This is a genomic window from Ensifer sp. WSM1721, assembly GCF_000513895.2.
GTDB lineage: Bacteria > Pseudomonadota > Alphaproteobacteria > Rhizobiales > Rhizobiaceae > Sinorhizobium.
Genome location: NZ_CP165784.1, coordinates 463,319 through 488,841 on the forward strand (window position 1 = coordinate 463,319; position 25,523 = coordinate 488,841).

General features: G+C 59.7%; 23 protein-coding genes and 6 pseudogenes. 15 read left to right on the forward strand and 14 right to left on the reverse strand.

Annotated elements, in window-relative coordinates; all coding sequences use genetic code 11:
• The first annotated feature begins 227 nt into the window (after nucleotides 1-227).
• The 6 genes and pseudogenes from M728_RS27720 to M728_RS27745 all read left to right on the forward strand — a co-directional run bounded on the left by M728_RS27720 (nucleotide 228) and on the right by M728_RS27745 (nucleotide 5,928).
• On the forward strand, nucleotides 228-980 hold the full coding sequence (locus tag M728_RS27720; RefSeq protein ID WP_026621876.1) for a sulfotransferase: 753 nt from the start codon (nucleotides 228-230) through the stop codon (nucleotides 978-980).
• A gap of 204 nt (nucleotides 981-1,184) precedes the next feature.
• Nucleotides 1,185-1,846: pseudogene (gene cysC / locus M728_RS27725) on the forward strand (adenylyl-sulfate kinase); the annotation flags it as partial.
• 254 nt (nucleotides 1,847-2,100) lie between these two features.
• Nucleotides 2,101-3,219 carry a histidinol-phosphate transaminase gene (locus M728_RS27730; RefSeq protein ID WP_026621879.1) on the forward strand — a complete coding sequence of 373 codons (1,119 nt, stop codon included), beginning with the start codon at nucleotides 2,101-2,103 and terminating at the stop codon, nucleotides 3,217-3,219.
• Between the two features lie 221 nt (nucleotides 3,220-3,440).
• Nucleotides 3,441-4,469 (forward strand): LLM class flavin-dependent oxidoreductase, encoded by a 1,029-nt coding sequence (locus tag M728_RS27735; protein WP_026621880.1) that lies wholly within the window; start codon nucleotides 3,441-3,443, stop codon nucleotides 4,467-4,469.
• Nucleotides 4,470-4,766: 297 nt separating this feature from the next.
• On the forward strand, nucleotides 4,767-4,958 hold the full coding sequence (locus M728_RS27740; RefSeq protein ID WP_026621881.1) for a hypothetical protein: 192 nt from the start codon (nucleotides 4,767-4,769) through the stop codon (nucleotides 4,956-4,958).
• Nucleotides 4,959-5,151: 193 nt separating this feature from the next.
• Nucleotides 5,152-5,928, forward strand: a complete 777-nt coding sequence (locus M728_RS27745; protein WP_026621882.1) for an ABC transporter permease — start codon at nucleotides 5,152-5,154, stop codon at nucleotides 5,926-5,928.
• A gap of 188 nt (nucleotides 5,929-6,116) precedes the next feature.
• On the opposite strand, the gene M728_RS27750 is transcribed toward M728_RS27745, so the two are convergent.
• Nucleotides 6,117-7,145: an LLM class flavin-dependent oxidoreductase gene (locus M728_RS27750; RefSeq protein WP_026621883.1), complete on the reverse strand. Its 1,029-nt coding sequence runs from the start codon at nucleotides 7,143-7,145 to the stop codon at nucleotides 6,117-6,119.
• 46 nt (nucleotides 7,146-7,191) lie between these two features.
• Nucleotides 7,192-7,467, reverse strand: a complete 276-nt coding sequence (locus M728_RS27755) for an aldo/keto reductase (protein WP_026621884.1) — start codon at nucleotides 7,465-7,467, stop codon at nucleotides 7,192-7,194.
• Nucleotides 7,468-8,219: 752 nt separating this feature from the next.
• Here M728_RS27755 and M728_RS27760 point away from each other — a divergent pair.
• From M728_RS27760 to M728_RS27795, 8 genes and pseudogenes are all read left to right on the forward strand, one after another.
• A pseudogene (locus M728_RS27760) lies at nucleotides 8,220-8,441 on the forward strand (cyclopropane-fatty-acyl-phospholipid synthase family protein); the annotation flags it as partial.
• Between the two features lie 17 nt (nucleotides 8,442-8,458).
• Nucleotides 8,459-8,983, forward strand: coding sequence for a hypothetical protein (locus tag M728_RS27765; protein WP_051440961.1), 525 nt, complete (start codon nucleotides 8,459-8,461; stop codon nucleotides 8,981-8,983).
• Between the two features lie 117 nt (nucleotides 8,984-9,100).
• Nucleotides 9,101-9,929: pseudogene (locus M728_RS27770) on the forward strand (integrase); the annotation flags it as partial.
• 153 nt (nucleotides 9,930-10,082) lie between these two features.
• The gene (locus M728_RS27775) at nucleotides 10,083-10,229 is read left to right on the forward strand and encodes a hypothetical protein (protein WP_245269737.1); all 147 of its coding nucleotides are present in this window, start codon (nucleotides 10,083-10,085) and stop codon (nucleotides 10,227-10,229) included.
• 476 nt (nucleotides 10,230-10,705) lie between these two features.
• Complete coding sequence (locus M728_RS27780; protein ID WP_026621887.1) at nucleotides 10,706-12,202, forward strand: lipopolysaccharide biosynthesis protein; 1,497 nt, start codon at nucleotides 10,706-10,708, stop codon at nucleotides 12,200-12,202.
• Nucleotides 12,203-12,634: 432 nt separating this feature from the next.
• Nucleotides 12,635-13,090 (forward strand): MucR family transcriptional regulator, encoded by a 456-nt coding sequence (locus tag M728_RS27785; RefSeq protein ID WP_026621888.1) that lies wholly within the window; start codon nucleotides 12,635-12,637, stop codon nucleotides 13,088-13,090.
• Nucleotides 13,091-13,162: 72 nt separating this feature from the next.
• A complete protein-coding gene (locus tag M728_RS27790) occupies nucleotides 13,163-13,354 on the forward strand; it encodes a hypothetical protein (RefSeq protein WP_026621889.1) in 192 nt (63 codons plus the stop codon).
• 112 nt (nucleotides 13,355-13,466) lie between these two features.
• Complete coding sequence (locus tag M728_RS27795; RefSeq protein WP_026621890.1) at nucleotides 13,467-13,757, forward strand: hypothetical protein; 291 nt, start codon at nucleotides 13,467-13,469, stop codon at nucleotides 13,755-13,757.
• 122 nt (nucleotides 13,758-13,879) lie between these two features.
• On the opposite strand, the gene M728_RS27800 is transcribed toward M728_RS27795, so the two are convergent.
• From M728_RS27800 to M728_RS27820, 5 genes and pseudogenes are all read right to left on the reverse strand, one after another.
• Nucleotides 13,880-13,984: a hypothetical protein gene (locus M728_RS27800; protein WP_370906542.1), complete on the reverse strand. Its 105-nt coding sequence runs from the start codon at nucleotides 13,982-13,984 to the stop codon at nucleotides 13,880-13,882.
• Between the two features lie 87 nt (nucleotides 13,985-14,071).
• Nucleotides 14,072-14,570, reverse strand: a pseudogene (locus M728_RS27805) (ferredoxin-type protein NapF); the annotation flags it as partial.
• 186 nt (nucleotides 14,571-14,756) lie between these two features.
• On the reverse strand, nucleotides 14,757-15,200 hold the full coding sequence (locus tag M728_RS27810) for a pseudoazurin (protein ID WP_026621891.1): 444 nt from the start codon (nucleotides 15,198-15,200) through the stop codon (nucleotides 14,757-14,759).
• Nucleotides 15,201-15,308: 108 nt separating this feature from the next.
• Nucleotides 15,309-15,942: pseudogene (locus M728_RS27815) on the reverse strand (Crp/Fnr family transcriptional regulator).
• Nucleotides 15,943-16,111: 169 nt separating this feature from the next.
• A pseudogene (locus M728_RS27820) lies at nucleotides 16,112-16,950 on the reverse strand (SUMF1/EgtB/PvdO family nonheme iron enzyme).
• A gap of 146 nt (nucleotides 16,951-17,096) precedes the next feature.
• Here M728_RS27820 and hemN point away from each other — a divergent pair.
• Entirely contained in the window at nucleotides 17,097-18,449 is a 1,353-nt protein-coding gene (hemN, locus tag M728_RS27825) for an oxygen-independent coproporphyrinogen III oxidase (RefSeq protein ID WP_026621893.1), read from the forward strand.
• 509 nt (nucleotides 18,450-18,958) lie between these two features.
• Here the strand turns inward: hemN and M728_RS27830 are convergent.
• The 7 genes from M728_RS27830 to M728_RS27860 all read right to left on the reverse strand — a co-directional run bounded on the left by M728_RS27830 (nucleotide 18,959) and on the right by M728_RS27860 (nucleotide 25,516).
• The gene (locus tag M728_RS27830) at nucleotides 18,959-19,633 is read right to left on the reverse strand and encodes a Crp/Fnr family transcriptional regulator (protein ID WP_026621894.1); all 675 of its coding nucleotides are present in this window, start codon (nucleotides 19,631-19,633) and stop codon (nucleotides 18,959-18,961) included.
• An 83-nt stretch (nucleotides 19,634-19,716) separates the two neighbouring features.
• Nucleotides 19,717-19,872 (reverse strand): cbb3-type cytochrome oxidase assembly protein CcoS, encoded by a 156-nt coding sequence (gene ccoS, locus M728_RS27835; RefSeq protein WP_026621895.1) that lies wholly within the window; start codon nucleotides 19,870-19,872, stop codon nucleotides 19,717-19,719.
• A complete protein-coding gene (locus M728_RS27840; RefSeq protein ID WP_026621896.1) occupies nucleotides 19,869-22,151 on the reverse strand; it encodes a cation-translocating P-type ATPase in 2,283 nt (760 codons plus the stop codon). Before M728_RS27840 ends, ccoS begins: the two co-directional genes overlap by 4 nt.
• Nucleotides 22,148-22,639 carry a FixH family protein gene (locus M728_RS27845; protein WP_026621897.1) on the reverse strand — a complete coding sequence of 164 codons (492 nt, stop codon included), beginning with the start codon at nucleotides 22,637-22,639 and terminating at the stop codon, nucleotides 22,148-22,150. The genes M728_RS27840 and M728_RS27845 overlap by 4 nt, the downstream gene beginning before the upstream one ends.
• Nucleotides 22,640-22,645: 6 nt before the next feature.
• Complete coding sequence (gene ccoG, locus M728_RS27850; RefSeq protein ID WP_026621898.1) at nucleotides 22,646-24,217, reverse strand: cytochrome c oxidase accessory protein CcoG; 1,572 nt, start codon at nucleotides 24,215-24,217, stop codon at nucleotides 22,646-22,648.
• Nucleotides 24,218-24,490: 273 nt separating this feature from the next.
• Nucleotides 24,491-25,360 (reverse strand): cytochrome-c oxidase, cbb3-type subunit III, encoded by an 870-nt coding sequence (ccoP, locus tag M728_RS27855; protein ID WP_026621899.1) that lies wholly within the window; start codon nucleotides 25,358-25,360, stop codon nucleotides 24,491-24,493.
• 3 nt (nucleotides 25,361-25,363) lie between these two features.
• Complete coding sequence (locus tag M728_RS27860; protein WP_026621900.1) at nucleotides 25,364-25,516, reverse strand: CcoQ/FixQ family Cbb3-type cytochrome c oxidase assembly chaperone; 153 nt, start codon at nucleotides 25,514-25,516, stop codon at nucleotides 25,364-25,366.
• Between the last annotated feature and the right edge of the window lie 7 nt (nucleotides 25,517-25,523).

Consider the following 25,523-nt stretch of genomic DNA (forward strand, 5'->3'; position numbering starts at 1 on the left):
CAACTTTGTGGATGCTGCCAAGCTGCACCCAAGTCCATCCCTCACGGGCACACGTGGACTTATTGGCGTTGTATCGAGAGTCAGGTACGCAATATCGGCCGCAGACAAGACATCGCGCCTGCGACCAAGGTCGTCGGCCGTTTTCGCCAGGCCAGCAAACTCCCCTATGGTCGCGTTAGCTATACACGCGCCAATCTCTTCGAAAATGTAGAGAGCAGGTTTTTACAATGATCCATCCCGCACTGTCACCTGAACCGTTTGTGATCCTTGGGATGCCAAGGACCGGCACGCATTACCTGGAAGCACTATTAAACAAGCACCCGAACGTCTTGAGCAATGGTGAGTTGCTCAATCAATACGATGCGAATTGGCCGGACAAGAGCCGCCTGCTACGCAGCAATCGTGAACTGCTCGAGCTCGCCTACCTGCGCTGTCCTGCACGCAAGGAGACGAAGGTGACGCACGTTGGCTGCAAGATCAACGAACCTCAATTCCGCGAACGGCCAGGTTTTTTTTCCGAACTGGTCCGTTGGCCCGGCCTCAAGGTCATGCTCGTGGTTCGCAGAAACGCATTGGAAGCGCTGCGGTCTTTGGTGCAGGCGAGGCAGTCTGGGCAATGGCTGAAGTTCAGTTCTGACAAGGACACGGTTCCGCCGCCCCGCGTTACATTGTCTATCGCTGACTGCGAAGCGTACTTCAAGACCACGGAGGATTTCCACACTCGCGTCACGCGCTCCTTTGCGTCGAGCAACATGCTTGAGATCGAATACGAGGGTCTTTTGGGCGGCCCCGACAAATGCTTATCAACGATCTGGGATTTCTTGGGAGTTCCTAGTCGTCAACTTTCTGGTGACGCCATGCTCCAGCGACAGGAACAGCGGTCGCTCGACCAAACAGTAGAGAATTTTCAAGAGTTGCGGCGTCACTTTGCCGACGGGCCTTACGCGGGCTTTTTTGATGTCGGCGGAATACTGGATTAAGAGCGGCAATTAGATTTCTCCTATTGATCTCCGAGACCATAACCTGAACCGATTCAAATCGTCCCGCAGCCATGCTCTATCTTAACGGGAAATCACTCCGCGGCTCGCTTGCGCTTCGGAGAAGGCCCTCAATTCAGCAAGGCCACTCTTTTCCTCTGCGAACGACAGCATAACGAGGTGGAGATGCCGCGCGACGAACTCGTCCTGACTAATGCGACCTTTGGCTCCGACATCATCGCTCCCCAGCAACGCCGTCCCAGTAATGTTCATTGGCATGGTTTCGACGTGAATAAGGCAGCCGTAGCCAGATCAAGCATCAACGCCCGGCCATTCTTTGGTTCACCGGTCTATCCGGATCTGGCAAGTCAACGATCGCCAATGCACTCGACAGATCGTTGCATGCACGTGGCAAGCACACCTATCTGCTAGACGGCGACAACGTGCGTCACGGCCTCAATCGCGATCTTGATTTCACCGACGCTGATCGCGTTGAGAATATCCGTCGCGTTGCGGTAGTGGCCAAGCTGATGGCCGATGTAGGACTAATCGTAATCGTCTCCTTCATCTCGCCCTTCCGAGACGAGCGCCGCATGGCACGCGAGCTGACGGAGCCAAGTGAGTTCATCGAAATCTTCGTCGACAAGCCATTAGCGGAATGCGCACGGCGCGATTCGAAGGGCCTCTATGAGAAAGCCTTCGCCGGTAAGATCGCGAACTTCACCGGCGTATCATCTCCGTACGAGGTACCCGAAAGCCCTGAATTGCATCTCAAAACCGTTGGCCACGAACCGGCGCAACTGGCGCTTGAAGTCGAGGAGTTCCTCGACACGCGAAATTCGGAGAGAATTGACGACGCAGATTGCTAGCAGAAAACCCCTATCATTCGGCTCCATTGCCGGAAAGCGTTTGCCGCACCATGATAGATGATCGAGGTCATAATAGAATTATATCATGCAGTAAGCGCAATTGACCCTCCTCACTCTTTCTGGTCTCGTGGATATACTTTTGCGGCGCTGGCCTCTGTCAGAGGGAGAATTCGTCCGCAGTCGACATGGGGAGAGCAGAGTCATGCGCCAGACGTCTCCCGGTCTTTACTTTAGCGATTGAAGCGGAGAAGATTATGCCGGATGCAAAACTGCAGAGCGTGCTTTCGTCTCTCTCTGAGGTGGCAAGACAGTTAGGTGCTCAGCCCTCCAGTTCGACAGTGCCGGATGTTAGCTATACCAAGCTGGATAAGAATGAGAATCCATTTTCGTTGCCGGCCGTCGTTATGCGAAGTGCGATTTCGGCCCTCGAACGACAGTATCTATATCCAGAAGATGACAACCTCAGCTTGAGGGACGCAGCCGCCAATGCGTACGACCTCTCCCGGGACCAGGTGATCGCCGGAAACGGATCGTCGGAACTTCTCGGGCTCATCTACAGAGCTTTCCTCGCCCCGAACGACAGCGTCGCGATGATGTCGCCAGGGTTTTCGTTCAACCGCAAACTAGCCATGTTGCAGGGCGCTCGAATTCTCGACATCGGATGGAGCGAAACGTATTCCTTGCCGATGGAGCGACTGCTTCGCGGTCCCGCCAAAGATGCCAAGTTCATCATGCTAGCAAATCCAAATAATCCCACCGGAACTTTTGTTCCGGTGGCCGATATTGAGCGCCTCGTAACACAATCGGATAGCTTGATAGTCCTGGACGAGGCGTATGTCGACTTTGCACCTGATAATGCTCTACGCCTCATAGACCGTCATTCGAATCTTCTTATCCTAAGAACATTTTCGAAAAGCTATGCCGCCGCCGGCATTCGCGTTGGTTTCGGATTGGGTCATCCTGAAGTTATTGGAAGGCTGCGCAACATCCAGAACGTCTTCAACATGAACGTAATCGGTCATGCAATTGGCATCAGCATCCTTTCGCAACGCGCCGCCTATGAAGAAAACCACCAACATATCAAGCATGAACGACAGCGAGTGAGCGTTGCTCTGTCGCAACTTGGATTTTCTGTTATTCCCTCCCACGCGAATTTCTTGCTGGCCCGTGCACCGCTGGGACGAAACGGAAGCTGGTGGCGAACATGCCTGGAAAGACGAAAGATACTTGTTGCTGTCTTTCCTGATGAAGGCCTGGAAAATTGCATCCGCGTTAGTATCGGTACAAGGCCTCAGATGGATGCGTTTGTTGCAGCCGTCCGTGAGATTTCCCGAAGCGCATACATGAGCAGGTCGGCCGCTGAGCAGCGATAGTCTCTGCTCCACCAATCACACAGGCGATGGTCCGTAGCTCCAGAGCACTCGGCGCTTTCTCATTGCCTAGCGGTTCAACGTATCTGGAAAGAGACCGCTGGGTCTACACGATCGACCAAGAGCCAGATTCAAGGACAAAGCCCGGCTCCAGAAAGAAACCGGCGTGTTTGGTCGCGCGGACCATCGCCCGAAACTTCCACGTCAAAGTTGGAGATCCTGGAATGAGAACCACCTCTTCTTCAAAGCTAGTCATCGGCATCTTCGATCACCTGGACGAGGACGGCAGCGATATCGCTCGACAATATGCAGATCGCCTGGTGCTGGCAGAAGCCTGCGATCGCCTCGGGTTCTATGCCTATCACCTCGCAGAGCACCATTTTACTCCGCATGGGAGAGGTCCGTCGCCAAATCTGTTCTTATCGAGCGTCGCACAGCGCACCCGTCATCTTCGTATCGGCCCCATGGTGATGCTGCTTAGCCTTTGTCATCCGCTACGCGCGTTCGAAGAGATTTGCATGCTGGACCAATTGAGCGGTGGCAGACTTGAACTGGGTATAGGCCGCGGCTCCCTCCCGATCGAATTGGGGTACTTCGGGGTTGGTGCAGAAGCCGCATCAGAACGCTATGTGGAAGCGAGCGAAATTCTTGTCAAAGCGATGAAGGGGGGCACGTTATCCTATCAAGGCTACCATTTTGAGGCGAAGGGCGTTCCTTTAACGCTCAGACCTTATCAGCATCCGCATCCGCCGACATGGATCGCCACCAATCGTCCCGAGTCCGCGGGCTGGGCGGCTGCGAATGGCGCAAACATCGCGTGTGTGGGTCCTTCCTCTTCTGTTCGCAGAATCACTGATGCGTTCCGCGCCAGTCGAAAGCACACTATTGGGGCGGATGGGCAGGCGCCATTTCTTGGCCTGCTTCGAATGGTCGTAATTGGACGGTCTGAGAAGGATGCGTATTCACTCGCGGAACCTGCTTACGAAAGATGGCTTCAGAGCTTTAAATTCCTTTACGACCTCAACGCGATCCCAACTCCACCAAACCTGCCGCTGACGTTCGATGCAGCAATCGAGAGCGAATTATGTGTAGCGGGAACGGCGGCTTCTGTGCGACGAGCTCTTTCCAACCAGTTGGAAACGGCAGGAGCCAATTATCTCCTGTGCCAACTCGCGTTCGGAAATCTGCCACTGGATGCCTCGCTGTTCACTGCAACAACCATTCAATCCGAAATTTTGGATCGAGTCGGTTGAACAACAAATTCGATATCCGGCTCTGGTTAACATCGTTGTGGCGCCTTGACGCTTCGCAAGGAACGGTAGCAATTGCGATGGTATGCCGCTACCCGCATCCTCCCCGCGCGGTGCAATCGGGGGCATACCGGCGGCCTGCTGCACCACCTCGCGTGTCCACTGGCTGCCGGATCACTGTTGTGAAGGGCAGGCCATTGAAGCGCCTTGGCGAATGCGGGAGTTGCCAGCGGCAGCTCGACGATCCGCAGGGGTGTCGTTTTCGCGAAATGCTGCCCCAGCCGCAAGGGAATGGTTCCTATGCCGGAAATCCGCGACGCGACGACAGCGGAAGGCGGGCTGTTCGGTTTCCTCGGCATCGGCGCGGCCGAACGATGCCGGCCGCGGGAAAAGGCCTTGGCCGAGGCGTGTATTGCGCAATTGACCCCGCATATTCGGGGCCGAGGCGGGCTGGCCAACGGCCACCCTCTACAAGGACAACCGATCCGCTGAACCGCGACACGTGCCGATCCGAAGCCTCGGGGCATCGGGTCAACGCGGTCTTTTTGTAGTTGAGGTGGCGCGGTCAAAACATTTGCCAGCAAGGCCGGATTGTGGACTATGCCGCGAGCTCGGCCGGCGTGGAACAGAGTGAATGATCCCGCTTCGGTCCCGTGGCACATGACGAAGACAGACGAGGTCAGGCGTGAAGCTCATCGAACAGCACCTAAGAGTGACGGCGGCGCTCATCGTGCGCGAAATGTCGACGCGCTACGGTTCCAAGCCAGGCGGCTATCTCTGGGCGGTTTTCGATCCGGTCGCCCATGTCGCGATGATGACACTGATCTTCCAGGTTTTCGCGCGCATGCCGGCGCTGGGGCTTAGCTTTCCGCTCTTCTTCTCAAGCGGCTATCTGCCGTTCACCTTCTATCAGCGCATGTCCTCCTTCATGGCGGGCACGATGAAGGCGAACAAGGCGCTGCTCTCCTATCCCGTCGTCTCGCCCTTCGATGCAATCGTCTCACGTTTCATCCTGCAACTCATGACCGACGCCCTGGTGAGCGTCCTAATCCTGCTGATGACCATGGAGCTCGGCGGCGTCACCCAGCCGATGAACATCGCCGGCATGGTCGAAGCTGCCGGCGCGGCAGCCGTTCTCGGCCTTGGCGTCGGCACGATCAACATCGTGATGTTCGCCCGCTTCCCACTCTACGAGCAGATCTTCGGCATCATCAACCGGCCGCTTTTCATGATCTCCGGCGTATTCTTCTTACCGGAGTCGCTGCCGAACCCCTTCCACGACGTCATACTCTATAATCCGCTCGTCCACATCATCATGTGGTTCAGGAGCGCCGTTTACCCAGAATACCGCGCCGACGGACTGGATACGGGATATGTCATCGAATTCGCGCTCGTATGCTTCGTGGCGGGCCTCGCGCTGCTAACAACCTCGATGAGGGAAGTACGCGAGGATCGACTTTGAAAGGGGGCGGCGCAGCTCAAGCTGTCATCTGCTCCGCCCGCATTCTGGCGAGAGCCTCCAGAGCCTGCTCGATCTCTATGGGTGCCTTGGTAACCGGGTCGAGATATTTAGATCTAGGCTAGGCGGCACGCACTGGCAACGAATAGGCTGATTTACCACAGACCTGACTTCGTCCCGCACAATCGCGCTTAGCCAACTCGATCCATTAACTCGGATTGAATGGTCGTCGCGGTGTACAGGGAAGCATCCACAGGCAGATCCCCGAACGCGACCTGACACAGGAGATAGTTGGCACCCGCGTCTTCCAGCTGATCAAGCAGAGTCCGTCGTACAGAACGCGCGGTTCCTACCACGCACAATTCACTCTCGAGTGCTGCCTCGAAGGTCAGGGGCAGATTTGATGGAACTGGGATTGCATTGAGATCGTACAGAAATTTGAAGTTTTCAAGCCATCGTTCGAAAGCAGGAGCCGCGAGCGAATGTGCGTGTCTTTCAGACTGCCCAACCACAATCATGCGAAGCAATGCGAGAAATGACGATTGTTCGTCCGTGCCAGTGTAGTGTCCCTCCTCGGCTCGGAAGGCGTCAGTAATCTTGCGAACAAACGAGGCGGGCCCTACGCATGCGACATTTGCGCCGTTTGTAGCGGCCCAGCGAGCAGACTCGGGTCGGTTGGTGGCGATCCAAGTCGGCGGGTGCGGACGTTGATGAGGCCCCAGAGTCAAGGGGACATCGCTTAGCTCAAAGTGGTCGCCGCGGTAGGAAAGAGTGCCGCCCTTCATCGCCTCCATCAGAATTTCGCTGGCTTCGAGATAGCGTTCTGGCACCGCGTCCGCATCGATCCCGAAATAACCTAGCTCGGTCGGAAGAGAACCGCGCCCCATGCCTAACTCAGCCCTACCGCCGCTCAAATGGTCAAGCATGCAGATCTCCTCAAACGCACGCAGCGGATGACAAAGGCTAAGCAGCATAACGAGGGGGCCAAGACGAAGGTTACGGGTGCGCTGCGCGACGCTCGATAGGAACAGATTCGGCGATGGGCCTCTCCCATGCGGCGAACAATGGTGCTCTGCTAGGTGATAAGCATAAAAACCGAGCCGATCATAGGCTTCCGCCAGTTCGAGGCGGTCTGCGTATTGTCTTCCAATGGCGCTACCGTCGTCGTCCAAATGGTCGAAAATGCCGAAAGCCAGCTTAGAAGGTAAGGCTTTTCTCATTCAATTATCTCCAGCTTTGATCCGGGATCCGTGTTACCCCAGCGAACTACGAGTTCAGGGCGCGGTTGCCGCTCCAATGGTCGCGCTCCAGCCCATAGACATCACCCTCGAGCGGCCTTGTTTCCGCCAGCACTCCGGCGATGAGGTCATGGTCCTGGGCGGTCAGGGCAAGCCCGGAGATGGCGACGTTCGAGATCAGATGCGAGCGATTGCGCACACCGACGGTGACGGCTGCCACACCCTGTCGTTCGAGTATCGCAGCGCTGGCGACCGTGGCGATGTCGATCCCCTGCCGATCAGCGATCTGGCGCAGCGTCGTCAAAAGGGCCGCAGTTTCTGTATTGACACTACTATTTTTGGGATTCGGAGCCGCTTGCTTGTAAGGGTACAGTGCGGCGGTGGTTGGTTGCCAGTTTTCGGCGCGTTATAGGCTCGGTCCAAGTGCTTCGCATGCAGCTCCTGCCCCTAGCAATCCTTACATAGGCTGCGGTCGATACGCTGATGGGCCTATAGCAAGCATCGTGAATGTTCACTTTTGTCCTAACCCCTTCTGCCGTTGCCTGCGAACACGTCCGATGTGTGTGAGCGCAACTCCGACGCAAACTTGGCGAATGCAAGTCCACCCGTCCGCTTCTACGAATTGAAGAAGAGTTCAATTTCGCACGTTCGGTGAGCTGATCATGGAATTCTCCTCGTCTTGCGCCGCAGCGTGGTCGGCTATGCTAAGCAAGTGCCATGCCAACCGAAGAAATCATTGCAGAACAATATGATCACTCTGCAACGCATTGTTTTATCCCCGACATTGTCAAACAGCTGACAACGTTCCGACGACACCCGAGCGGTCACCGTGACACCATCACCTCGTCCATTCAGCATCCAACGCCCCAGGGCCCATGCTGATTCCGAAATGATGAAATGACATTCAAATCTAAGCCGAATCAATTACAGTTGCTTGCTTGGCGCGATCGGCAGAGATTGTCATTGAGTTCCTCAAGCCGTTTTGCTGAGTACGCTCTGGGACATTCAGAGTCCGAGATGCGCAGGTTGATCCTACGGGCAGTGGCACTGCGGCCGATGACCGAGCGGTTGCTTCGCGCAGCCGGGTTGGCTCCAGGCATGCGGGTGCTCGATCTCGGCTGCGGCCCCGGCGATGTGTCCCTCCTGGCGGCGGAGTTGGTCGGTCCGTCCGGGGCGGTACTAGGCGTTGATCGCAGCGAGGAAGCGCTCGTCACGGCGCGGGCACGGACAGAGGAAATGGGCCTGGCGCAGATCCGCTTCCTCCATGCTGCGGCCGACGATGCCGTCGACACATCATGGCCGAGAATCAATTCGACGCCCTCATCGGCCGCTTCGTCTTATGCTATCTACCGGATCCAATCGACACGATTTGCCGGGCGGCCGCGCGATTGGCGCCGCGCGGCATTCTGGCGTTCCATGAGGTGGATTTCCTCGACGAGTTCCGCTCTCGTCCTTTGGTGCCGCTGTGGCAGCAGGCCGGACGATGGCTGCTAGAAAGCTTCCGGCCGACAGTAGCGCATCCGGAAATCGCCGGCACGCTGATTGAGGCTTTCGAAGCAGCTGGATTGCCGACGCCAGCGCTGTTCTGCGAATGTCCAGTCGGTGGCGGTACGGCCTCGCCGCTTTATGCTTGGCTGACGGAACGCGTGCGTAGCGTGCTACCGCTCCTGCTGCGATCCGGTGTGGCCTCATCTGAGGAGGTTGGCATCGACACGCTGGAGCTGCGACTACGACAGACGATCGTGGCCGCGAGCAGCCAGGTCGCTGCCCCTGCCCAGATCTGTGCTTGGGCGCGCAAGTCCTGCGGCCAGGACTCATGACCAGCTCGGTGTCGTCATCGGAAGCGAGCTCCCCATCGGCGCAGACGAAAACAGGCCGGGCCGGTACCCCGATCGAACGCTGCTGGTATGTCGACGACAATTGGCCGCTTTGCTACGATGAAATCTAAAACCTCCGTCCCGACTACCCGCGACAGCGATTCCGCGCATCGCCGCGCCGAGAAGCTCGACGCGCTTGATGCCGTCTTGCCGTTCGATCGTCGTGATCAGCTCGCTGCCCTGCTGACCGACGACGACGTCGCGACCTTAAACATCTCGCCAGTAACGGCAGGGGCGAGAACACGCTCAGGGCCCTCGCGTCGGATCTCGGCTGGCGACCGGCTCCCCCTCCCCTGGCCGGCGCCTGAATCGCTGCTCTTAAAATTCATCGCCCACCACCTCTGGACGCGGTCAAGCGCGCCGAGGATCCGGCTCACGCCACGCCGGCGGAGGTCGAATCGGGTTTGCGTGCCGAGCGCCTGCTGAAAGGCCCGCACGCGCCGGGCACGGTGCGGCGGCGCCTGACTTCCTGGTCAATCCTCACCCGCTGGCGAGGTATGAACGGCGCTTCGGCGCGCCGTCGTTGAAGAGCGTGCTCCGGCTGGCGGTCAAGACGAGCAACCGGCCGCGGCAGAGGAAGAGCAAAAAGGCGGTAACTCGTGCAAGTCCTGGCACAGCTGCTCGCCGCCTGCGCCGGCGAACGGCTCGTCGATTGTCGCGACCGGGCGCTGCTGCCGACCGCCTTTGCCTCCAGCGGCCGCGGCCGCTCGGAAGTGGCATGTTGCGCATCGAGGCCCTCATCGACGAGGAGCCGGCGCGCGCCGGCCCCGCCGACAAGACATCCCCGCCCCTGCCCTGCCTGTCGATCCGTTTCGGTCGTACCAAGACGACGACAAGCGACGATGACGCGCATGTGCTTTTGATGGGCCGGCCGGTGAGCGCTGCGCGGGCGGCTTTTGCTTGAGACTCCCGCAGAGATCATCGCAAGGAAGATATATTACCGGGGTGCTGCGATGCAGCCTCGCGACATGTTCGACATCGCCTGCGTCCTGAAAACCCTTTCCGGCACAAATGCGAGGCGGCCCAGGAAGTCGCTCGCCAGATGAACCCGCAGTTCGCGCAGACCATCATGGCCAGACTTCTGTACCGCCAGAGTTTCTCCGATGTTCCCCGCCTGGCCTGGGCAATGACGATTGAAATCCTGGAAACAGTTTGCACCAACTCGACTGACGCAAAACCTAACATCTAGCTCCGGCGGCAAAGTCCATCGAGAAAGCATTCAGGCAATGCGCCTCTCGTTGGTGTTCACCTTCGGAAGTACCCACCAGGCCTCAGATGGCGACCTCGGCGCCATGAAACCTTGCAGCCAATTCGACCTGAGTAAGGTCGTCGACGACAAACCTTGATTGCCGCGCAAAACTTCGTACATGTTCCGTTGCACAACAAGGCGGAAACAACCTCTGGGCGTGGGCCTGCAAGCCTCAAAGAGAATTCATGCATCCGTTGCCCACCCCAGCCGTGAAATCCCATCGCACCATGCTTGCGGCCCGCCCGCACGAGCAAAGACGCCGTCTTACACCCTTGGGTAGACACTACTACTACTACTAATGCTGCCCAGCAATATTTTCTTGTGCGGAGCGGCATGACTCTTACCTTCCGGTTGCGCTGCAGCACACATGCCGGTAGTTTGAGCCCGTCACCTGCAATCGGCGTGAGGGTTTGGATTTGAGAGCCAGCGCATTCGATCCGCCCGAAGGATCGCTCCGCCAATCCGTCGGTCGAGGCGCTGTCGTCACCGGCTTGGCTCAAGCGGTCAAGATGGCAACGCAGATCCTTTCCGTCATCCTTCTTTCACGCCTGCTGTCGCCGCAGGATTTCGGCGTGGTGGCGATGAGCGCGCCCGTTCTGGCGTTTGTCGCGCTCTTTCAGGATTTCGGCCTGACCCAGGCCACCGTCCAGAAGAATTCCATAACGCACGAGGAGGTGAACTACCTGTTCTGGGTCAACGTCGCCGTCAGCGTGGCGCTCGCTTGTCTCATGGTGGGTATGGCCCCTCTGATTGCTCGCTTTTACGGCGAGCCTCGAGTGGGCTCCCTCATCGCTGCGATGGCCTTGCAGATCATCGCCTACGGCCTCGGCGCCCAACATCTGGCCCTCCTCAATCGGCGCATGGCCTTCGGTCGCCTTGCGATGGTGGAGATCGCAAGCGTTATTGCCGGCCTTTGCGCCGCCGTCGTCTGGACCTTCGTCGACCGCTCCTATTGGGCGCTTTACGCAGGCACGCTGACGAGCGCCGTGTTGCCGACGCTCTGCTACTGGGCGAACTCCCGATGGCGCCCCGGCCTCAGCCTGAAACCCGAAGGCGTCGGAGCCTTGCTGAACTTCGGTGCCGGAATCACTGGCTTCAACTTCGCGAACTACTTCGCCCGTAATCTCGATAATATCCTGATCGGCAGGTACTGGGGCGAGGCTCAACTCGGGCTCTACGACCGCGCCTACAAGCTTCTTCTGTTTCCGTTGAGCCAGCTTGCCAATCCGCTCTCGAAGGTCATGGTGCCGGCGCTTTCGAGGATGGCGAACGAGCCCGACCGCTACCGTAGCGCCTACCTTCGCGTCATGCCCTTGATGCTCATCATGGCGCTTCCGGGCGTGGCAGCGACGATCGCGACTGCCGATCTGCTCATTCCGTTCGTACTCGGAGAGCAGTGGCGGGAAAGCGCGGGCATTTTTCAGGCGCTCGGCTTTGCCGGCCTGTTACAGCCGCTCAATAATCCGGCCGGCTGGCTGTTCATCAGCCAGGGTCGATCCGGCGACTTCATGCGCTGGGGCATCATCACGGCAGTGACCTCGGTCATGGCCTTCCTGATCGGCCTGCCCTATGGCGCGCTCGGAGTCGCCGTCGTTTACGCTTTGAGCGAATACATCCGGACACCCTTTCTTTGGATTTATGTCGGCAAGAAGGGGCCGCTGAGGTTCGCCGATATGCTTCGCGCTGCAAGCCCCTTCATCCTGGGCTCGCATCTCGCGCTGGCGGCCGCCTGGCTTTCGAGGCCGCTTCTGCCGGATCAGGCAATTCTCGCCGTTGCCTGCGCCGTTATCCTCTCCTATGCAGTGACGATCGCGATCGCGCTGCTGTTTCCCTTTGGCCGCCAATCGATCGGCGAAGCTCTGAAGGTTCTGCCCGAACGACTGATCAAATCGCCGGGCGGGGGATCGAGCTGAGGACGGGCGGCGCGACCGACCGGCATCGCCCGTCAAGCCGGCTTCGTCATCCTGCTCTTGAGTGCCTGATAGCCGGTTTCGCCTAGCACGGTTCGTGCCGTGGTCTTAAGCATGGCCTTCCGGGCCTTCGGAGGTCGTTGCCTGCTTCAGTAGCGCGCGGGTACAAGCCCCAGCGCGCTCTTGATCTCTGAAGTTCATGCTTACCCCGCCGCGCCACGAAAGGATGCTGATGAACTTGAGAGAAACTGAATAGGCAATCACGACAGAAAACTCGAGAGACTCTGTGGCACCAAGTCCGCAAGGGCGTCAGAAATGAAGAACAGAGGACGTCAAAAAACTGTCGATAATTATCGCCTTTCTCTCACGCCGCCTTCCTTCCGACCGAAATACCTGTTCATTAAATCGACAGCTGGTGACATGCGGAGAAGAACATTGACGGAATCGCGCTCAGAGATAAAGGAACGGAGACTTGAGCTTACCAGTCGCATTGTGTCCGCCTATTTAAGCCGCAATGTCATCCCCGCCGGCGAGCTCCCCCATCTTATCCAACAAACCTACGACTCGCTGGATGGGAGTTCTCGACCATCCAGAATCCAGCCTAACATCGAGGAGCAACGCCCCGCCGTCCCGATCAAGAAATCCGTGACAGACGACTTCATCATCTGCCTGGAGGATGGCAAGAAATTCAAATCGCTGAGGCGCCACCTCATGGCGAGCTACGGTCTGACACCCGAGCAGTATCGCGAAAAATGGAAGCTTCCAGCCGACTACCCGATGACAGCTCCGAGCTATGCCCGACAGCGCGCGGAACTCGCACGCGCGGCGGGGCTGGGAAAGAAATCGGTATCAGTGCTTGCTGAAGCCCCGGCTCCTCTTCGCAAGAGATAGGCCTGAAGTTCGGCTGATGCCGTGACGCGAGCTATCATCGCAAATGAGCACGTCGCAAAAGGAGGGAAACCAATGATCGAGTGGAAAGACCTGACCGAAGAAGATGCTGTCGACGTGGCGGTGGACGAGCACGGCAAAGACGCCACTACATCGGTCGCCTACTGCGCTCTTGAAGCCTACCGCGGCGTGGACACGCCAGAGTACCGCTTCTGGTTTGGACTTTTCCTGAAGCTGGCGAGGCGCGAGCACGTGGGTTGGGCTTGAGGCCTGAGCCCCATTTAGTTGGGCGAGTCCTGGGCAAGCCACAGGCTGATTGCCCGAATGCTCGCACTATGGAAATTGCCATCAATCCAGGAACAGCTTGCTGCACAGCACGATGAGTCTTACGACCGATTTCATCTCAGAGCTGATTAGGGCGGCAAACGAGTCCGACCAGCTGACACACTATGAGATAAGCCGACTCTTTGACCGCGCGATAGACACCATCCGCGACATGCGCGAGCAGACTGGCGCCGTAGAGACCCATCGTGCACGAGACGTCCTGATCGATATGCGAATATCGTCGGAGCGCGCTCGCGACCTTTCGGCGGAAGAGGTCAGGGATGCTTTGGTGGACGCGGCCGATGTCATCAGGACACTGAAAATCCTCTTGGAACGTACCCCGTAACATACCTCCGGGGAGCGTCAGCCCTTGACGTCATCCGCTGATGAGAACAAAATGAGAACATCGACGAAGGTTCTCATGACCCGACATGTCCAAACACCATATTGGCTGCCACCACACCTCGATCAGCGAGATGCGAGACAGATTTCGCCGAGCATTCCCGTGCTCGTTCCCTCGATAGTGACGACGATCTTCCCGTCCCGGTGCGCGAAAACCTCGACGTTGTCCATCTCGCCGAGTTGAGCGACCACCCTCTTTTGACATGCGGCAGCGTGACGACGACGGCGCTCGATATGTGTTAGGGCGCATTCGGATCGGACATCCGACACCTCCGGTGCTACCCGATGGATGCCTATGGCGGTCACGGGACAAACGGCGATGCAGGCGCCGCAGCCCGTGCAGGCACCTTCATCGAGCTCTGGCAGGAACGGGCCGCCGGGCCGCCGACCTAAGCGGATCGCCTCCACCGGACAGGCGTCACGGCAGGCTTGGCAGTCCGTGCGGTTGCTCGCGAGACGGCTCTCGCCGATCGTCGCGATGTGTGGAAAGTACTGTGGCCGTCCGGTGAAGACCGGCCCGGGACAGAGTTCCGCGCAATGGCCGCACAACCTGCACTCCGCGCTGGAGAAGTCGAGCGCCGGGCGGTCTCCGATCAACCGGTACGTGTGTGGGGTATGCGTCGACGCATCTGCCGCAGCTCGTGCATGTTTCAAACGTAGCGATAGTGGCCCCGGGTGGGCAGACACGCTTACAGCGTACCTCGCGGCGCCCGCGCAGAAAATTCCTTCTCGATATGGCGACGCTTGATACGAAAATAGAGGGACGGGCCAAGCAAATTCTTCCGTTCGACTCACAGTTGACTTTTGTCACTTGGACCCGGCTTTTCGACCGGCCCACTATATTCGAGAGATCTGGGGCACCACCGGAACGACGCTGAACAGGCCGTCTCACGCAGATTATATTGCGCCGGACCCGTACCTCATCTAAACGACTGCCGCCCTATTACTGGAGGGCAGCCGCGAGAGCTGCGTCGAGGCGCTCCTGTGCCTTCTTCGGCAGCTTGCCGGCCTTTATCTTTTCGACATTGGCAGGCGCGTCGCCCACCACCACAACGCCGATCATACCCATACCGACATGCGGCGCGCACTTCACGGCGTAAGCGCCGGGTACGTCAAACGTCACCTTATAGGTCTCGTTCATCTTGCTCTTGAAGCCCGTGGCTCCGTCTGGAATCATGCTCTTGATTGTTTCGACGTTATGCCCCTTATCGGTCGGAATAAAGGTGACACTGTCGCCTGGATTGACCTTCACGAATGCCGGCTCGAACACCATCGCACCATCGGCGCCCTTGTTCAGCATGTGAACCTCGAAGTCGGCGGCGAAAACGGTACCGGTGAAGCCAGCAAGAACTGCTGCGACTGTCATAGCCTTTGCGATTGTGCGCACTTGAAATTCTCCTTGGTTTCAGGACCCTGACCGGTCCTGCGACAAGGAGATAGGACAGAAACGGCACTCGCTCTTTGATGCTTGTCAAACAATCGCGGAAAGATTGCTTCAGTCGCGGCCGCCTTCGGCAAGCCGCGACAGCCCAGGTAGGTCGCATATGATCAGCTTTTGGCGACCGCCCTTAACCAGCCCCCAGGTATTCAGGACACGCGAAACGGTGTGCAGGGTCGTATCGGTCATGGCGGCGCTGTCCTGGCGCGAGATCGGGCAGCCGATACGGATGCCGCCGTTTTTCTGCTTGCCAGCCTGGCGCGAAAGACGCAGCACCGCATGGGCGACGCGTCGCTCCACCTCCTGCGTCGACATCTCGCGGCTCCGCGTGTGCCCCTCTTCGAGCCGCTGACCGATCGTCTGCATCGTGCTTACGGCAAGGAGTAGATCTGCTCGACGAATTGCGGCCAAAGCTCGGTCGGCCAGGACAGGCGAGGCTCTCCGTGGCCGCCGTCGCGGTACCCGGATAATCTGAACGCTGCAGCGCCTTAGCAAAGCCGAAAAGGTCGCCCGGATGGACGACACGTACGATGATCTGCTGCCGTCCTTGGTGACCTGGGTCACCTTCAGCCGCCCATGCAGGAGAAGGAAAAGCTGGTGGCCGCCTGGCCCTGTTCGAAAACGGCGTCGCCTGCGGCACGCACCTTGCCGTAGCACGGGCGAGCAGCCCGTCCATATCGGTGTCGCTCATCCTATCGAACAGTGAAAGCTACTTCACGACGCTCCGGTCGATCTTCATTCCATCTTCCTACTTCAGGATTTCTTAAATCGGAACCAACATGGCCGCGATCGTACTGTCATGGCAGAAAGAGGGAAAAAAGCAGAGCGTCCGCGGCGTTAGAAAGCCGCCACGTCACACATCAGACATCGAGGCCCTTTTCGCGCAGAGTCTTCAGCAAGGGCGCATACCACCGCGCGCGTATCGTTCACCAGGCGAAAGCCCAATTTGTCGGCGATGCTTACCGGAGGCAACGTAAATGCCGCAGGATGAGGTATCGCTGGTCACCTCTCCCGAGCGGTTGAGGGTCACGCGTCGGATGCAGATCGTCGTCCGTTCCCAGACAAGCCTGCGAAGTCGGAGACGCCAGACTCGCTCTCGCCGAAATGTCCCAGCCGCTGCGGCTCCGGCTCGCGCAATGCCTTGCGCTCCGTCTCGCAGTAATAGTCGACAAGCCAGCGTAGGGCCGGATATCGTCATCACACCGAGCGCATCGTCAGGGGAGCGGACCCGGCGGCAAAGGCGAGCTGCTCGTCCGTAGGCAACACCCGACTGCCCCCGTCTGCCGGTTGAGCCAGGCAGCATAGGCTTGTGCGTCGTCGTAGCTGACGCCAGTTGCCGGCATGCGTTCGGGAAACGCGGGCACGTGCTCGGGCTCGGCGGGCGGACAGGCCTCTGCAACGACGCAGCGCGCATAATCCGCGGCCGCCACCTGATATTTCATGATCGTTAGCGGCGCTCTCATGCGCACCGTCTCCACCGGCCCATCGACGGCATAGCCATTCTTGACGAATTCCCCGGCGACGCGATAGCGAAAATCCCGCGGGGCGACGGTCACGACCGCCGGCTCATCAAGCGGGGCACCGATCGGAGTGCTACCAAGAAGTCCCGTTTCACGGGCGAAGAATCCTGTGAGAGGAGGACGGAGGGTATCGCAAGCGAAACAGGAGTGACTTCTCTTTTCTCTGAAAACGCGGCCATGGCGGCCTCACGATCACAATTTGACGCTGAGCAAACAATTGCGAGAAACGGCTTTATCCCATTCCTTGACATTGCTCAAAGAGAAAGGCCCGGTGCGCCTCTAGGATGGTGATCGATCATGTTCCCCGCACCAGAAGGACGCTTCCATGCAGCCATCCCTTGTCGCGAAATACGGCGAGGCACGCCTGCCCCGCTACACGAGTTATCCGACCGCGCCCCACTTTTCGCCCGCCATTGACGCCTGCACCTATGGGGACTGGCTCGCAGCCACCCCGCCGGGAAAGCCGGTGTCGCTCTACCTGCACATCCCCTTCTGTCGATCGATGTGCTGGTACTGCGGCTGCCATACGACGATCACCCAGCGCGACCAGCCAATCCTCGACTATGTCGACATGCTTCGCGAGGAGGTCCGTCTAGTCTCGGCAAAGACGCGAGCGCCGCTTAGCATCGATCACGTGCATTTCGGCGGGGGCACTCCAACTATCATGCAGCCGGAGGAGTTCCGGTCGCTGATAGCACTCCTGCGTGAGCGATTCGAGTTCGAGAGCGCCGCTGAAATCGCGGTGGAGATCGACCCGCGAACGCTCGAGCCGGCAATGGCGACGGCTCTCGGCGAAGCCGGTGTTCGCCGGGCGAGCCTCGGGGTCCAGAGCTTCGATCCGGTCGTACAGAAGGCAATCAATCGCATTCAAAGCGAAGAGCAGACGATGGAGGCGGTCACGCGGCTGCGCAAGGCAGGTGTTCACAGCATCAACTTCGATCTCATCTACGGCCTGCCGCACCAGAGGGTCGAATCCTGCATCGCGACCGCTGAGGCGGCGATCCGGATGGGTCCCGAGCGCTTCGCCGTCTTCGGCTATGCCCATGTCCCATCCTTCAAGAAGCATCAGAAGCTGATTGACGAAAAGGCGCTAGCCAATGCGGAAGACCGCGTCGTCCAGGCCGAGGCCATTGCCGCAACACTCGTTGCAGCCGGCTACCGCCGCATCGGCCTTGATCATTTCGCTCGCCCAGGCGACAGCCTGGCGATCGCGCAGGCGAACGGCCAATTGCATCGCAACTTCCAAGGCTACACCACGGATGCCTGCGAGATCCTCATGGGTCTCGGCGCCTCGGCAATAGGGCGGATGAAGAACGGCTATGTGCAGAACGAGGTGCCGCCCGGCCTCTATTCCCAGTGCATAGCGTCGGGTCGGCTTGCAACGGTGAGAGGCTATCGGATGACGGCCGAGGACAGGCTGCGGGCAGCGATCATCGAGCGGCTGATGTGCGATTTCGGGGTCGATGTCCCCGAGCTCACCGCGGCGCACGGCTTCGATCCGCAGATGCTGCTGCGTGGCAACGCCAAGCTCGCCATGCTCGAAAACGACGGCGTCCTCGAAAACGCCGATGGCGTCATTTGGCTTCGCGAGGGAGGACGCTTCCTCGTCCGTGCAGCCGCTGCCGCTTTCGATGCCTATATCGAGCAATCGGGGCGGACGCACAGCAAGGCCGCCTGAAGACCTACGCTTTAAAGCCAAGAATAGAGAGGGCCCGGCATGTACGCGCATGCCGGGCCTTCCGTCTCACGGCCCGCCTATCTTACCAGGCCGCGATAGATTGCCGGCAGAGCCTCAGGCAGCCTGTCGACATTGCTGACACAGCATAGCCGTTCTGGCTGAAGGTCACCGGCACGTAGGACCGCACCCAGTCGCGCCGCCGCGAGGTCACCTACGGGGCATTCCGCTGTCCGACAGAAAGCATTGAAGAAGTTAATTGGGCCAGGATATAACCCATTGTTTCCGCAAAGGGCATTATCGCTGCCCGTCGAATACCGAGCGATGCCCCGCATGTGGCCAGGACGGTGTTCGTCGGCCGTGGCGTCAGCAGGATCAGGAGAGTGACGAGAAGAAGGACAGAGCGACCATGGAGACGAATTGAAGGGTAGAGCCGAAAACATGTTTACCGTCCAACATGTAGCCAGCCTTGATGCAAGTCTGCCACGCGCTTGACCGCCTCAACTGCCGCGTCAGAACTGTTCGAGCGCGTGCCGGTCGTGGATCTCGATCAATCGACCTCTTACCATCACTCCCGACTGGCGCAGCGTCGAAAAGGCGCGCGAGAGACCTTCCGGAGCGAGGCCGAGCTTGCCCGCGAGGACATTCTTCTGAAACGGCAGGCGGAAACTAGTCGAGTCCTTGGGACAATGACTGAGAATGAAGTTCGCGACGCGTTGCGTGGCGGTGAGCAAGCGATCTTCTGCGAGCAAATCTTCCGTCATCTTGCCGCGGTAGCAAAGGTGCTCGATCAACGCCTGCGCAACTTCGTGATCCGTCGCGGCGAGCTGTTGAAGCTTGCCGCCATTCAGCCTGACAATAACCGATCTTTCGGCTGCAACCGCGCTCGCCGTGGCGCGTTGCCCAAGAAACATTGCAGTCTCTGCGAACATCTCACCTTCCGGGAATAAAGCTACATCCGCTTCGCGCCCGTCCTTTCCAATGCGACAAAGCCGAACCAGCCCGGAAAGCACGAAGAAAACATCGTCGACATTATCGTCCTGCCGGAACAGGACGTCACGCTCTTCGTATGCACATACCGACGCACTCTTGAGAACGTCCTCGACAGTGGACTGCGGCAGCCGCGCGAAGAAACGGGAGCGGACGAGGATGGCCCTAGCCCTCGAAGTCAATTGCAGCGTGTTCATGTGCACAAGCCTCAACAAGGATCAGATCAGTTTAGCCGTCCGGAGACAACGCTTGTTGACGCCGGTCAAACAGGGAAAAGCCGTCATGTATGCGGCCCGCCGTCGCCGTCGTCGAGGACACGCCAGGAAGCACCTTCCAAGTCTTCATATTGTCCGCTCTTCACCGACCAGAGGAACGCGACAAGCCCGAGGCCGCCCAGAACCAATGCGATCGGAATGAGATAGACGAGCGTGTTCATCCTCCCACTCCTGAAGGCTGAGGTGCAGCTAGCTCTGATCGATCAGGCAGGTTTGATGATGCGGGAGCGGCTAGTCGCAAGGCATTGGCGACAACGATCAGCGATGAAGTGGACATCGCGATCGCCGCTACGAGCGGCGTGGCATAGCCGAGGATGGCAATCGGCACTGCGATCAGGTTGTAGGCGATTGCCAACGTAAAATTCTGGCGGATCAATCGGCCCGCCCGGCGCGACGTCTCGATCGCGAAGGGGACGGCGGTCAGCGGCTGATGCATAAACACGAAATCCGCCGCCTGCCGGCCCACGTCGGCCGCAGTCGCCGGCGCCATCGAAACATGAGCCGCACGCAAAGCCGGCGCGTCATTGATGCCGTCGCCTACCATCAGGATCCTGCGACCGTTCTCAGCGGCGTCAGCGCAGACTTGGACCTTGTCGCGAGGCGACAGTTCGGCCTTCCAGTCCTTGATCTCCAATTGCTCGGCGAATGCCTGTACGACCGGCTGGCGGTCGCCGGACAAGATTCCGACCGCCAGTCCCATTTCGCCGATTTGGTCAATCGCGCTCGCGGTTGCCGGACGCAGACGATCCTCGAAGCGAAAGCATGCAAGCTCCCGCCGATCAAGAGAGAGGACCGCCTCCGATTGCCCGCTTCCTGAACCCAGCCCATCAGTCGCCAAGTTCCGGCTGCCGAGCCGATACACACCGCCTGTAGTCTCAGCTTCGATCCCTGCGCCGGGAATCTCCCGGATCTCGGCCTCGAGCGGCGACACTCGCGTTGCGGCATCCTGGATCGCCGTTGCGATCGGGTGTCTTGAGTGCACGGCAAGCGCAGCGGCCATGGCAAGGGCATCGGTCGCAATTTCCGCTGTGTTCACCAGCCGGGGCCTGCCGACCGTCAGCGTTCCGGTCTTGTCGAGCAGCACCGTATCGATCTCGGCGAGCCGCTCCATGGCAGAGCCGTCCTTGACCATGACGCCGCCCTGAAAGAGCCGTCCGGCGGCGACCACCTGCACGACAGGCACCGCAAGTCCAAGTGCACAGGGGCATGTGATGATAAGGACGGCAACGGCAATCAGCATCGCATGGCGGACATCCCCTTCGATGATCATCCAGCCAATGAAGGTCAAAAGGGCAAGCAGATGGACTACCGGCGAATAATATCTGGCGGCACGGTCGGCGATTCGGCGATAGCGGGCTCGCCCACCTTCAGCCGCCTCCATCAGCCCCGTGATCTCGGCCAGGAAGGAATTGCGCGCGCTCGCCGTCGCCTCAAGCACCAGAGGTCCTGTAAGGTTGAGCGAGCCGGCCTCGACGGCATCGCCGGCGCCGATTGCGACCGGCGCGCTCTCCCCGTTGACGACCGCGCGGTCGAGGTCGCTGGTGCCCGAAACCACGCATCCGTCGACCGGTATTCGCTCGCCGGCAGCGATCATCAGGCGCTCGCCAGCCTCGATGTCGCTTGTGGGGCGGTATTCCCGCGAACCGTAGGAGTTGAGGATCGTCGCGCCACGCGGCGACAGCCGCGCGAGGCCGCTGATCGCGGAACGGGCGCGGCCGCGCATCATATGGTCGAGCGTGCGACCGATGAGCAAGAAGAACAGAAGAGTGACGGACGCGTCGAACCAGGCATGCTCTCCATGGCCAATCGTCTCGTAGAGGGACATGCCATAGGAGAGTGTGACCGCAAGGGCGATTGGCACATCCATGTTGGTCCGTCCGTGGCGCAGCGCATTCCAGGCAGACTGATAGAAAAAGCGGCCCGCATAGATCAGCGTCGGCCCCGCGATCATGGCTGAAATCCAATGAAAGAGGTCGCGTGTTGCCGCGTCCGCGCCCGACCAGACGGACACGGAAAGCAGCATGATGTTGGCCGCAGCAAAGCCCGAAACGGCGACCGCCCGGATCAACTGCGTCAGGAGGGCATCGCCCCCTTCCTCGCCAGGGGTGAAAAGATGCACCTCGTAGCCGCGCTCGCCGATGGCGCGCACGAGTTCTCGAGGATCGCTTCGCTTGCCGGCGGTTTCCTCCTGCCAAATGATCGAAACGCGTCGGGAGGAGAGATTGACGCGCGCCCGCTCGACTTCGGGTCTCGCCCGCAATGCCGTCTCGAGCGTTGTGATGCATGCGCCGCAGTGAATGCCCGGCACGCTGAGATCCGTCTGGCGCAAACCGTTCCCAAGCGCCCGGCTTGCGAGCCACAGCTCCTCGGAAGGGGGCAGCCGCTGCCCCGCCGCTTCGGCAATAAGGGTGGCGCCGACGGGCGTGGCACAGCAGCTCATTGGCCCTCTCCCGCTGCGATGAAACGAATGGCCTGGCGGTAGACGAGCGCTCCGCCCGCCTTGGACGTTACGTCCGCGATCCACTGCCCCGGTTTGAGTGCCTGCGTCGAAACGAACACGCCCTCACCGTCGCGAGTGAGCTCGACGCGAACATCCTCATGAGCCTCGACAGGCCGTTTGAGCACTGCGACAACCTGATCGACCGTCCGTTCCGGCTCACCCCTGCGGGTCAACACGTAACGGAGGCCGTTCTCAGCGATAAGTTCGCCCTTGACGCCGCTAGCCGCAAAGGCGCGTGTCTCGGCCACCTTGCCATTGAACTGCTGACTGGCGACGTAGGCGTTCTCGACGACGAGGCCGCTCCAGCTTCGGCTGGCATTCCAGGCCATGATAAAGTTTACGGAGATGATGGTGCCGAAGAACAGCGCCATCACCGCCACCATATGCCCTCCCGTAAAGCGACGCGGTTCACTGCGTTGGCGGATCATAGCGGCTCACCTTGCTGCTGCGGGTTGATTGAAATTCGCGCGGTAGACATCCCGCTCGTGACTGGAAGGGTCTTCGACTCTGAAAGAGAAGCCTTGCTCGGCCTCTAGAAGCTTTGCTTTCGGCACGGTGACGAACACCTTGAGCGACGTGACCTTGTCCGGATCGACGGCAACTGGAAAGCTGCGACCATCGCCCTGCGCCTGGCCTGCAATCCGCATCTGCGCCGACGGCATCCCTTCGAGAGTGAGCGTAATGCGCCGCTGCTCGGGGATCATATTGAGCAGCTTGATCATGTAGCCGTTGCGGACGGACCCGTCGGACTCGACGACATATTGCGGGTTGCGGTCATGCAGAACGTTCAGCTCCAGCCTGTCGCGTGAGACGAGCGCGTAGAGCAGGCCGAGGCCAACGAGCACCCAGACGCCGAAATAGACAAGGACACGCGGGCGGAAGATGATCCGCCAATCGAAATGCCTGATGCCGTCAACGAAGGCGCCGTTGGCGCCGCGCACGCGCCGGGGTTCGATCGCAGTCGCACCGCCATCAGTGGCAAGAGCCATGTTGGCGGCATAGTCGCTGAGGGTCGCATAGGAGATCAAACCGCGTTCGCGGCCGAGCTTGTCCATGACGCCGTCACAGGCATCGATGCAGAGCGCACAGGTGATGCATTCAAGTTGCTGGCCGTCACGGATATCGATCCCCATGGGACAAACCGCACCGCAGGCATTGCAATCGACGCAGTCGCCGACCACCTCGCCGGCTGCGGCTGCCTTCTTGGCATGCCGTGAACGCGTCTCGCCGCGCCAGTCGTTATAGGTGACGACGAGTGAGCTTTCATCGAGCATCGCAGCCTGGATGCGCGGCCAGGGGCACACATAGGTGCAGACCTGCTCGCGCATGAGACCGCCGAATACGTAGGTTGTGGCGGTAAGGATCGCCACCGTCATGTAGGCGGCCGGCGGCGCTTGAAGAGCGACGAAGCTCTTGAGGAGCGTGGGAGCGTCGGCGAAATAGAATATCCAGGCGCCGCCCGTCGCAACGCCGATCACCAGCCAGATCGCATGCTTGGCAACACGCTTGCGAAGCTTGTCGAGCGTCCATGGTCCAGCGTCGAGCCGTATGCGGGCATTGCGGCCGCCTTCGATGAAGCGCTCGATCACCAGATAGAGATCGATCCATACGGTTTGCGGACAGGCGTAGCCGCACCACGCCCGCCCGACCGCCGAGGTCACCAGGAAAAGGCCGAAGCCCGCCATGACGAGGAGCCCGGCGACGAAAAAGAATTCCTGGGGCCAGATCTCGATAAAGAAGAAGTAGAACCGCCGCGCCGCAAGGTCGATCAGAACGGCCTGGTCGGGCGCATGCGCACCGCGGTCCCAGCGGATCCAGGGCGTCAGATAGTAGATGCCGAGCGTCACCAGCATCACCAGCCACTTGAACCGGCGGAAGCGGCCCTCGGCTCGCTTGGGGAAAATCTTCCGCCGCTTCTCGTAAAGGGGCCTGCGGTGACGCGCGGCATTGACGGGCTCGGCTTCGAGCCGCTCGACGGAGCCAGCTTGGGCGGGCTGGTGAAGCATTTGAACAGACCCGACTAGAACTCAATTGTCAGACGGGTTTTGCGCCATGTGGCGGTTGTGCGCCTTGATCTGCGTCAAGTCTGGCGACGAGCGCCGCCACCGGCTGTGAGGCACGCCATTCGCATTGCGCCTTCGCCCGGGATGGAGCCATGCGACAGCCGGCGTTTGAATCACAATGGATTGAAGTCCCGGCGAGGCAGCAGTTCGCATCGCACTAGTGTCGATCGGCGGCCGCACTGCTTTCGCGCGGCCGCCGGAGTTGTCGCTGTGCTTCTACTCGCCGCCGCCCAGCGAATGGACGAAGACCGCAAGCTCTTTCACCACCGGATCGCCGATGCGCTGCAGCCAGGCGGGCATGACGCCATGCTTCGGCGAGCGCATCTGATCGACAATCGCCTGCTCCCCCTCACCCTTCAGCCAGATCGCGTCGGCGAGGTTGGGCGCCCCCATTTCGCGGCTGCCTTCGGCATCCGCGCCATGGCAAGAGGCGCAATTATCGGCGAAGAGCTGCTTGCCAGATTCCACCAGCGCCGAGCTGGATGGTGTTCCGGTGAGGCTCGCCACATATGCTGCGGTCGCGCGGATCTCTTCGGGCGCCAACATGTCACCGAAGGCCGGCATTTCCGAAACGCGGGTCTCGCCGTCTCCTGCGTGGCGGATGCCATGCGCGATCGTCTGGTAGATCTGCTCGGGCTTGCCGCCCCAGAGCCAATCGTCGTCATTCAGGTTCGGGAAGCCCTTGCCACCGGTCGCGCCTGAGCCGTGGCATTGCGCACAGTTCACTTTGAAGGCGGACGCGCCGGCCGACATCGCGAACTGCCTCAGTTGCGGATCCGCCATGATCTCCTCGATCGTGTCGGAGGCGATGCGATCAACGTTGCCGGCCTGCGCTGCCTTAGCGTCGGTCAGTTCCGCGGTGACCTCGGCGCGGCTCGAATAGCCGAGCACACCCTTGGTCGCCTCCGTCGACATTGGCCATGAGGGATAGGCGATGGCGTATCCGATCGCCCAGACAATGGTCGCATAGAAGGTGTAGACCCACCAACGCGGCATCGGACTGTTGAGTTCCCGGATGCCGTCCCATTCGTGCCCAGTGGTTTCTACGCCGCTGACCTCGTCAACGTGCTTATGCCTGTCCGCCATGGATCAGTCCTCCTTCAGGGGGATGGCAGAGGCCTGAACGGCGGTCTTCTTGGCGCCCGGCCGGAAAATGAAAAGGACGACTCCGAGAAAGAAGAGGGTCATGGCTAGGAGTCCCCAGCTATCGGCGAAATGGCGCATGGCCGTGTAGGTTTCCATGTGCGTT

Bases quoted from the DNA above. Each gene is read 5' to 3' on its own strand.
- M728_RS27720 (WP_026621876.1), top strand. From the start codon at position 228: ATGATCCATCCCGCACTGTCACCTGAACCGTTTGTGATCCTTGGGATG.
- M728_RS27730 (WP_026621879.1), top strand. From the start codon at position 2,101: ATGCCGGATGCAAAACTGCAGAGCGTGCTTTCGTCTCTCTCTGAGGTG.
- M728_RS27735 (WP_026621880.1), top strand. From the start codon at position 3,441: ATGAGAACCACCTCTTCTTCAAAGCTAGTCATCGGCATCTTCGATCAC.
- M728_RS27740 (WP_026621881.1), top strand. From the start codon at position 4,767: ATGCCGGAAATCCGCGACGCGACGACAGCGGAAGGCGGGCTGTTCGGT.
- M728_RS27750 (WP_026621883.1), bottom strand. From the start codon at position 7,145: ATGAGAAAAGCCTTACCTTCTAAGCTGGCTTTCGGCATTTTCGACCAT.
- M728_RS27765 (WP_051440961.1), top strand. From the start codon at position 8,459: ATGGCCGAGAATCAATTCGACGCCCTCATCGGCCGCTTCGTCTTATGC.
- M728_RS27775 (WP_245269737.1), top strand. From the start codon at position 10,083: ATGAACCCGCAGTTCGCGCAGACCATCATGGCCAGACTTCTGTACCGC.
- M728_RS27790 (WP_026621889.1), top strand. From the start codon at position 13,163: ATGATCGAGTGGAAAGACCTGACCGAAGAAGATGCTGTCGACGTGGCG.
- M728_RS27795 (WP_026621890.1), top strand. From the start codon at position 13,467: ATGAGTCTTACGACCGATTTCATCTCAGAGCTGATTAGGGCGGCAAAC.
- M728_RS27800 (WP_370906542.1), bottom strand. From the start codon at position 13,984: ATGGACAACGTCGAGGTTTTCGCGCACCGGGACGGGAAGATCGTCGTC.
- hemN (WP_026621893.1), top strand. From the start codon at position 17,097: ATGCAGCCATCCCTTGTCGCGAAATACGGCGAGGCACGCCTGCCCCGC.
- M728_RS27830 (WP_026621894.1), bottom strand. From the start codon at position 19,633: ATGAACACGCTGCAATTGACTTCGAGGGCTAGGGCCATCCTCGTCCGC.
- ccoS (WP_026621895.1), bottom strand. From the start codon at position 19,872: ATGAACACGCTCGTCTATCTCATTCCGATCGCATTGGTTCTGGGCGGC.
- M728_RS27840 (WP_026621896.1), bottom strand. From the start codon at position 22,151: ATGAGCTGCTGTGCCACGCCCGTCGGCGCCACCCTTATTGCCGAAGCG.
- M728_RS27845 (WP_026621897.1), bottom strand. From the start codon at position 22,639: ATGATCCGCCAACGCAGTGAACCGCGTCGCTTTACGGGAGGGCATATG.
- ccoG (WP_026621898.1), bottom strand. From the start codon at position 24,217: ATGCTTCACCAGCCCGCCCAAGCTGGCTCCGTCGAGCGGCTCGAAGCC.
- ccoP (WP_026621899.1), bottom strand. From the start codon at position 25,360: ATGGCGGACAGGCATAAGCACGTTGACGAGGTCAGCGGCGTAGAAACC.
- M728_RS27860 (WP_026621900.1), bottom strand. From the start codon at position 25,516: ATGGAAACCTACACGGCCATGCGCCATTTCGCCGATAGCTGGGGACTC.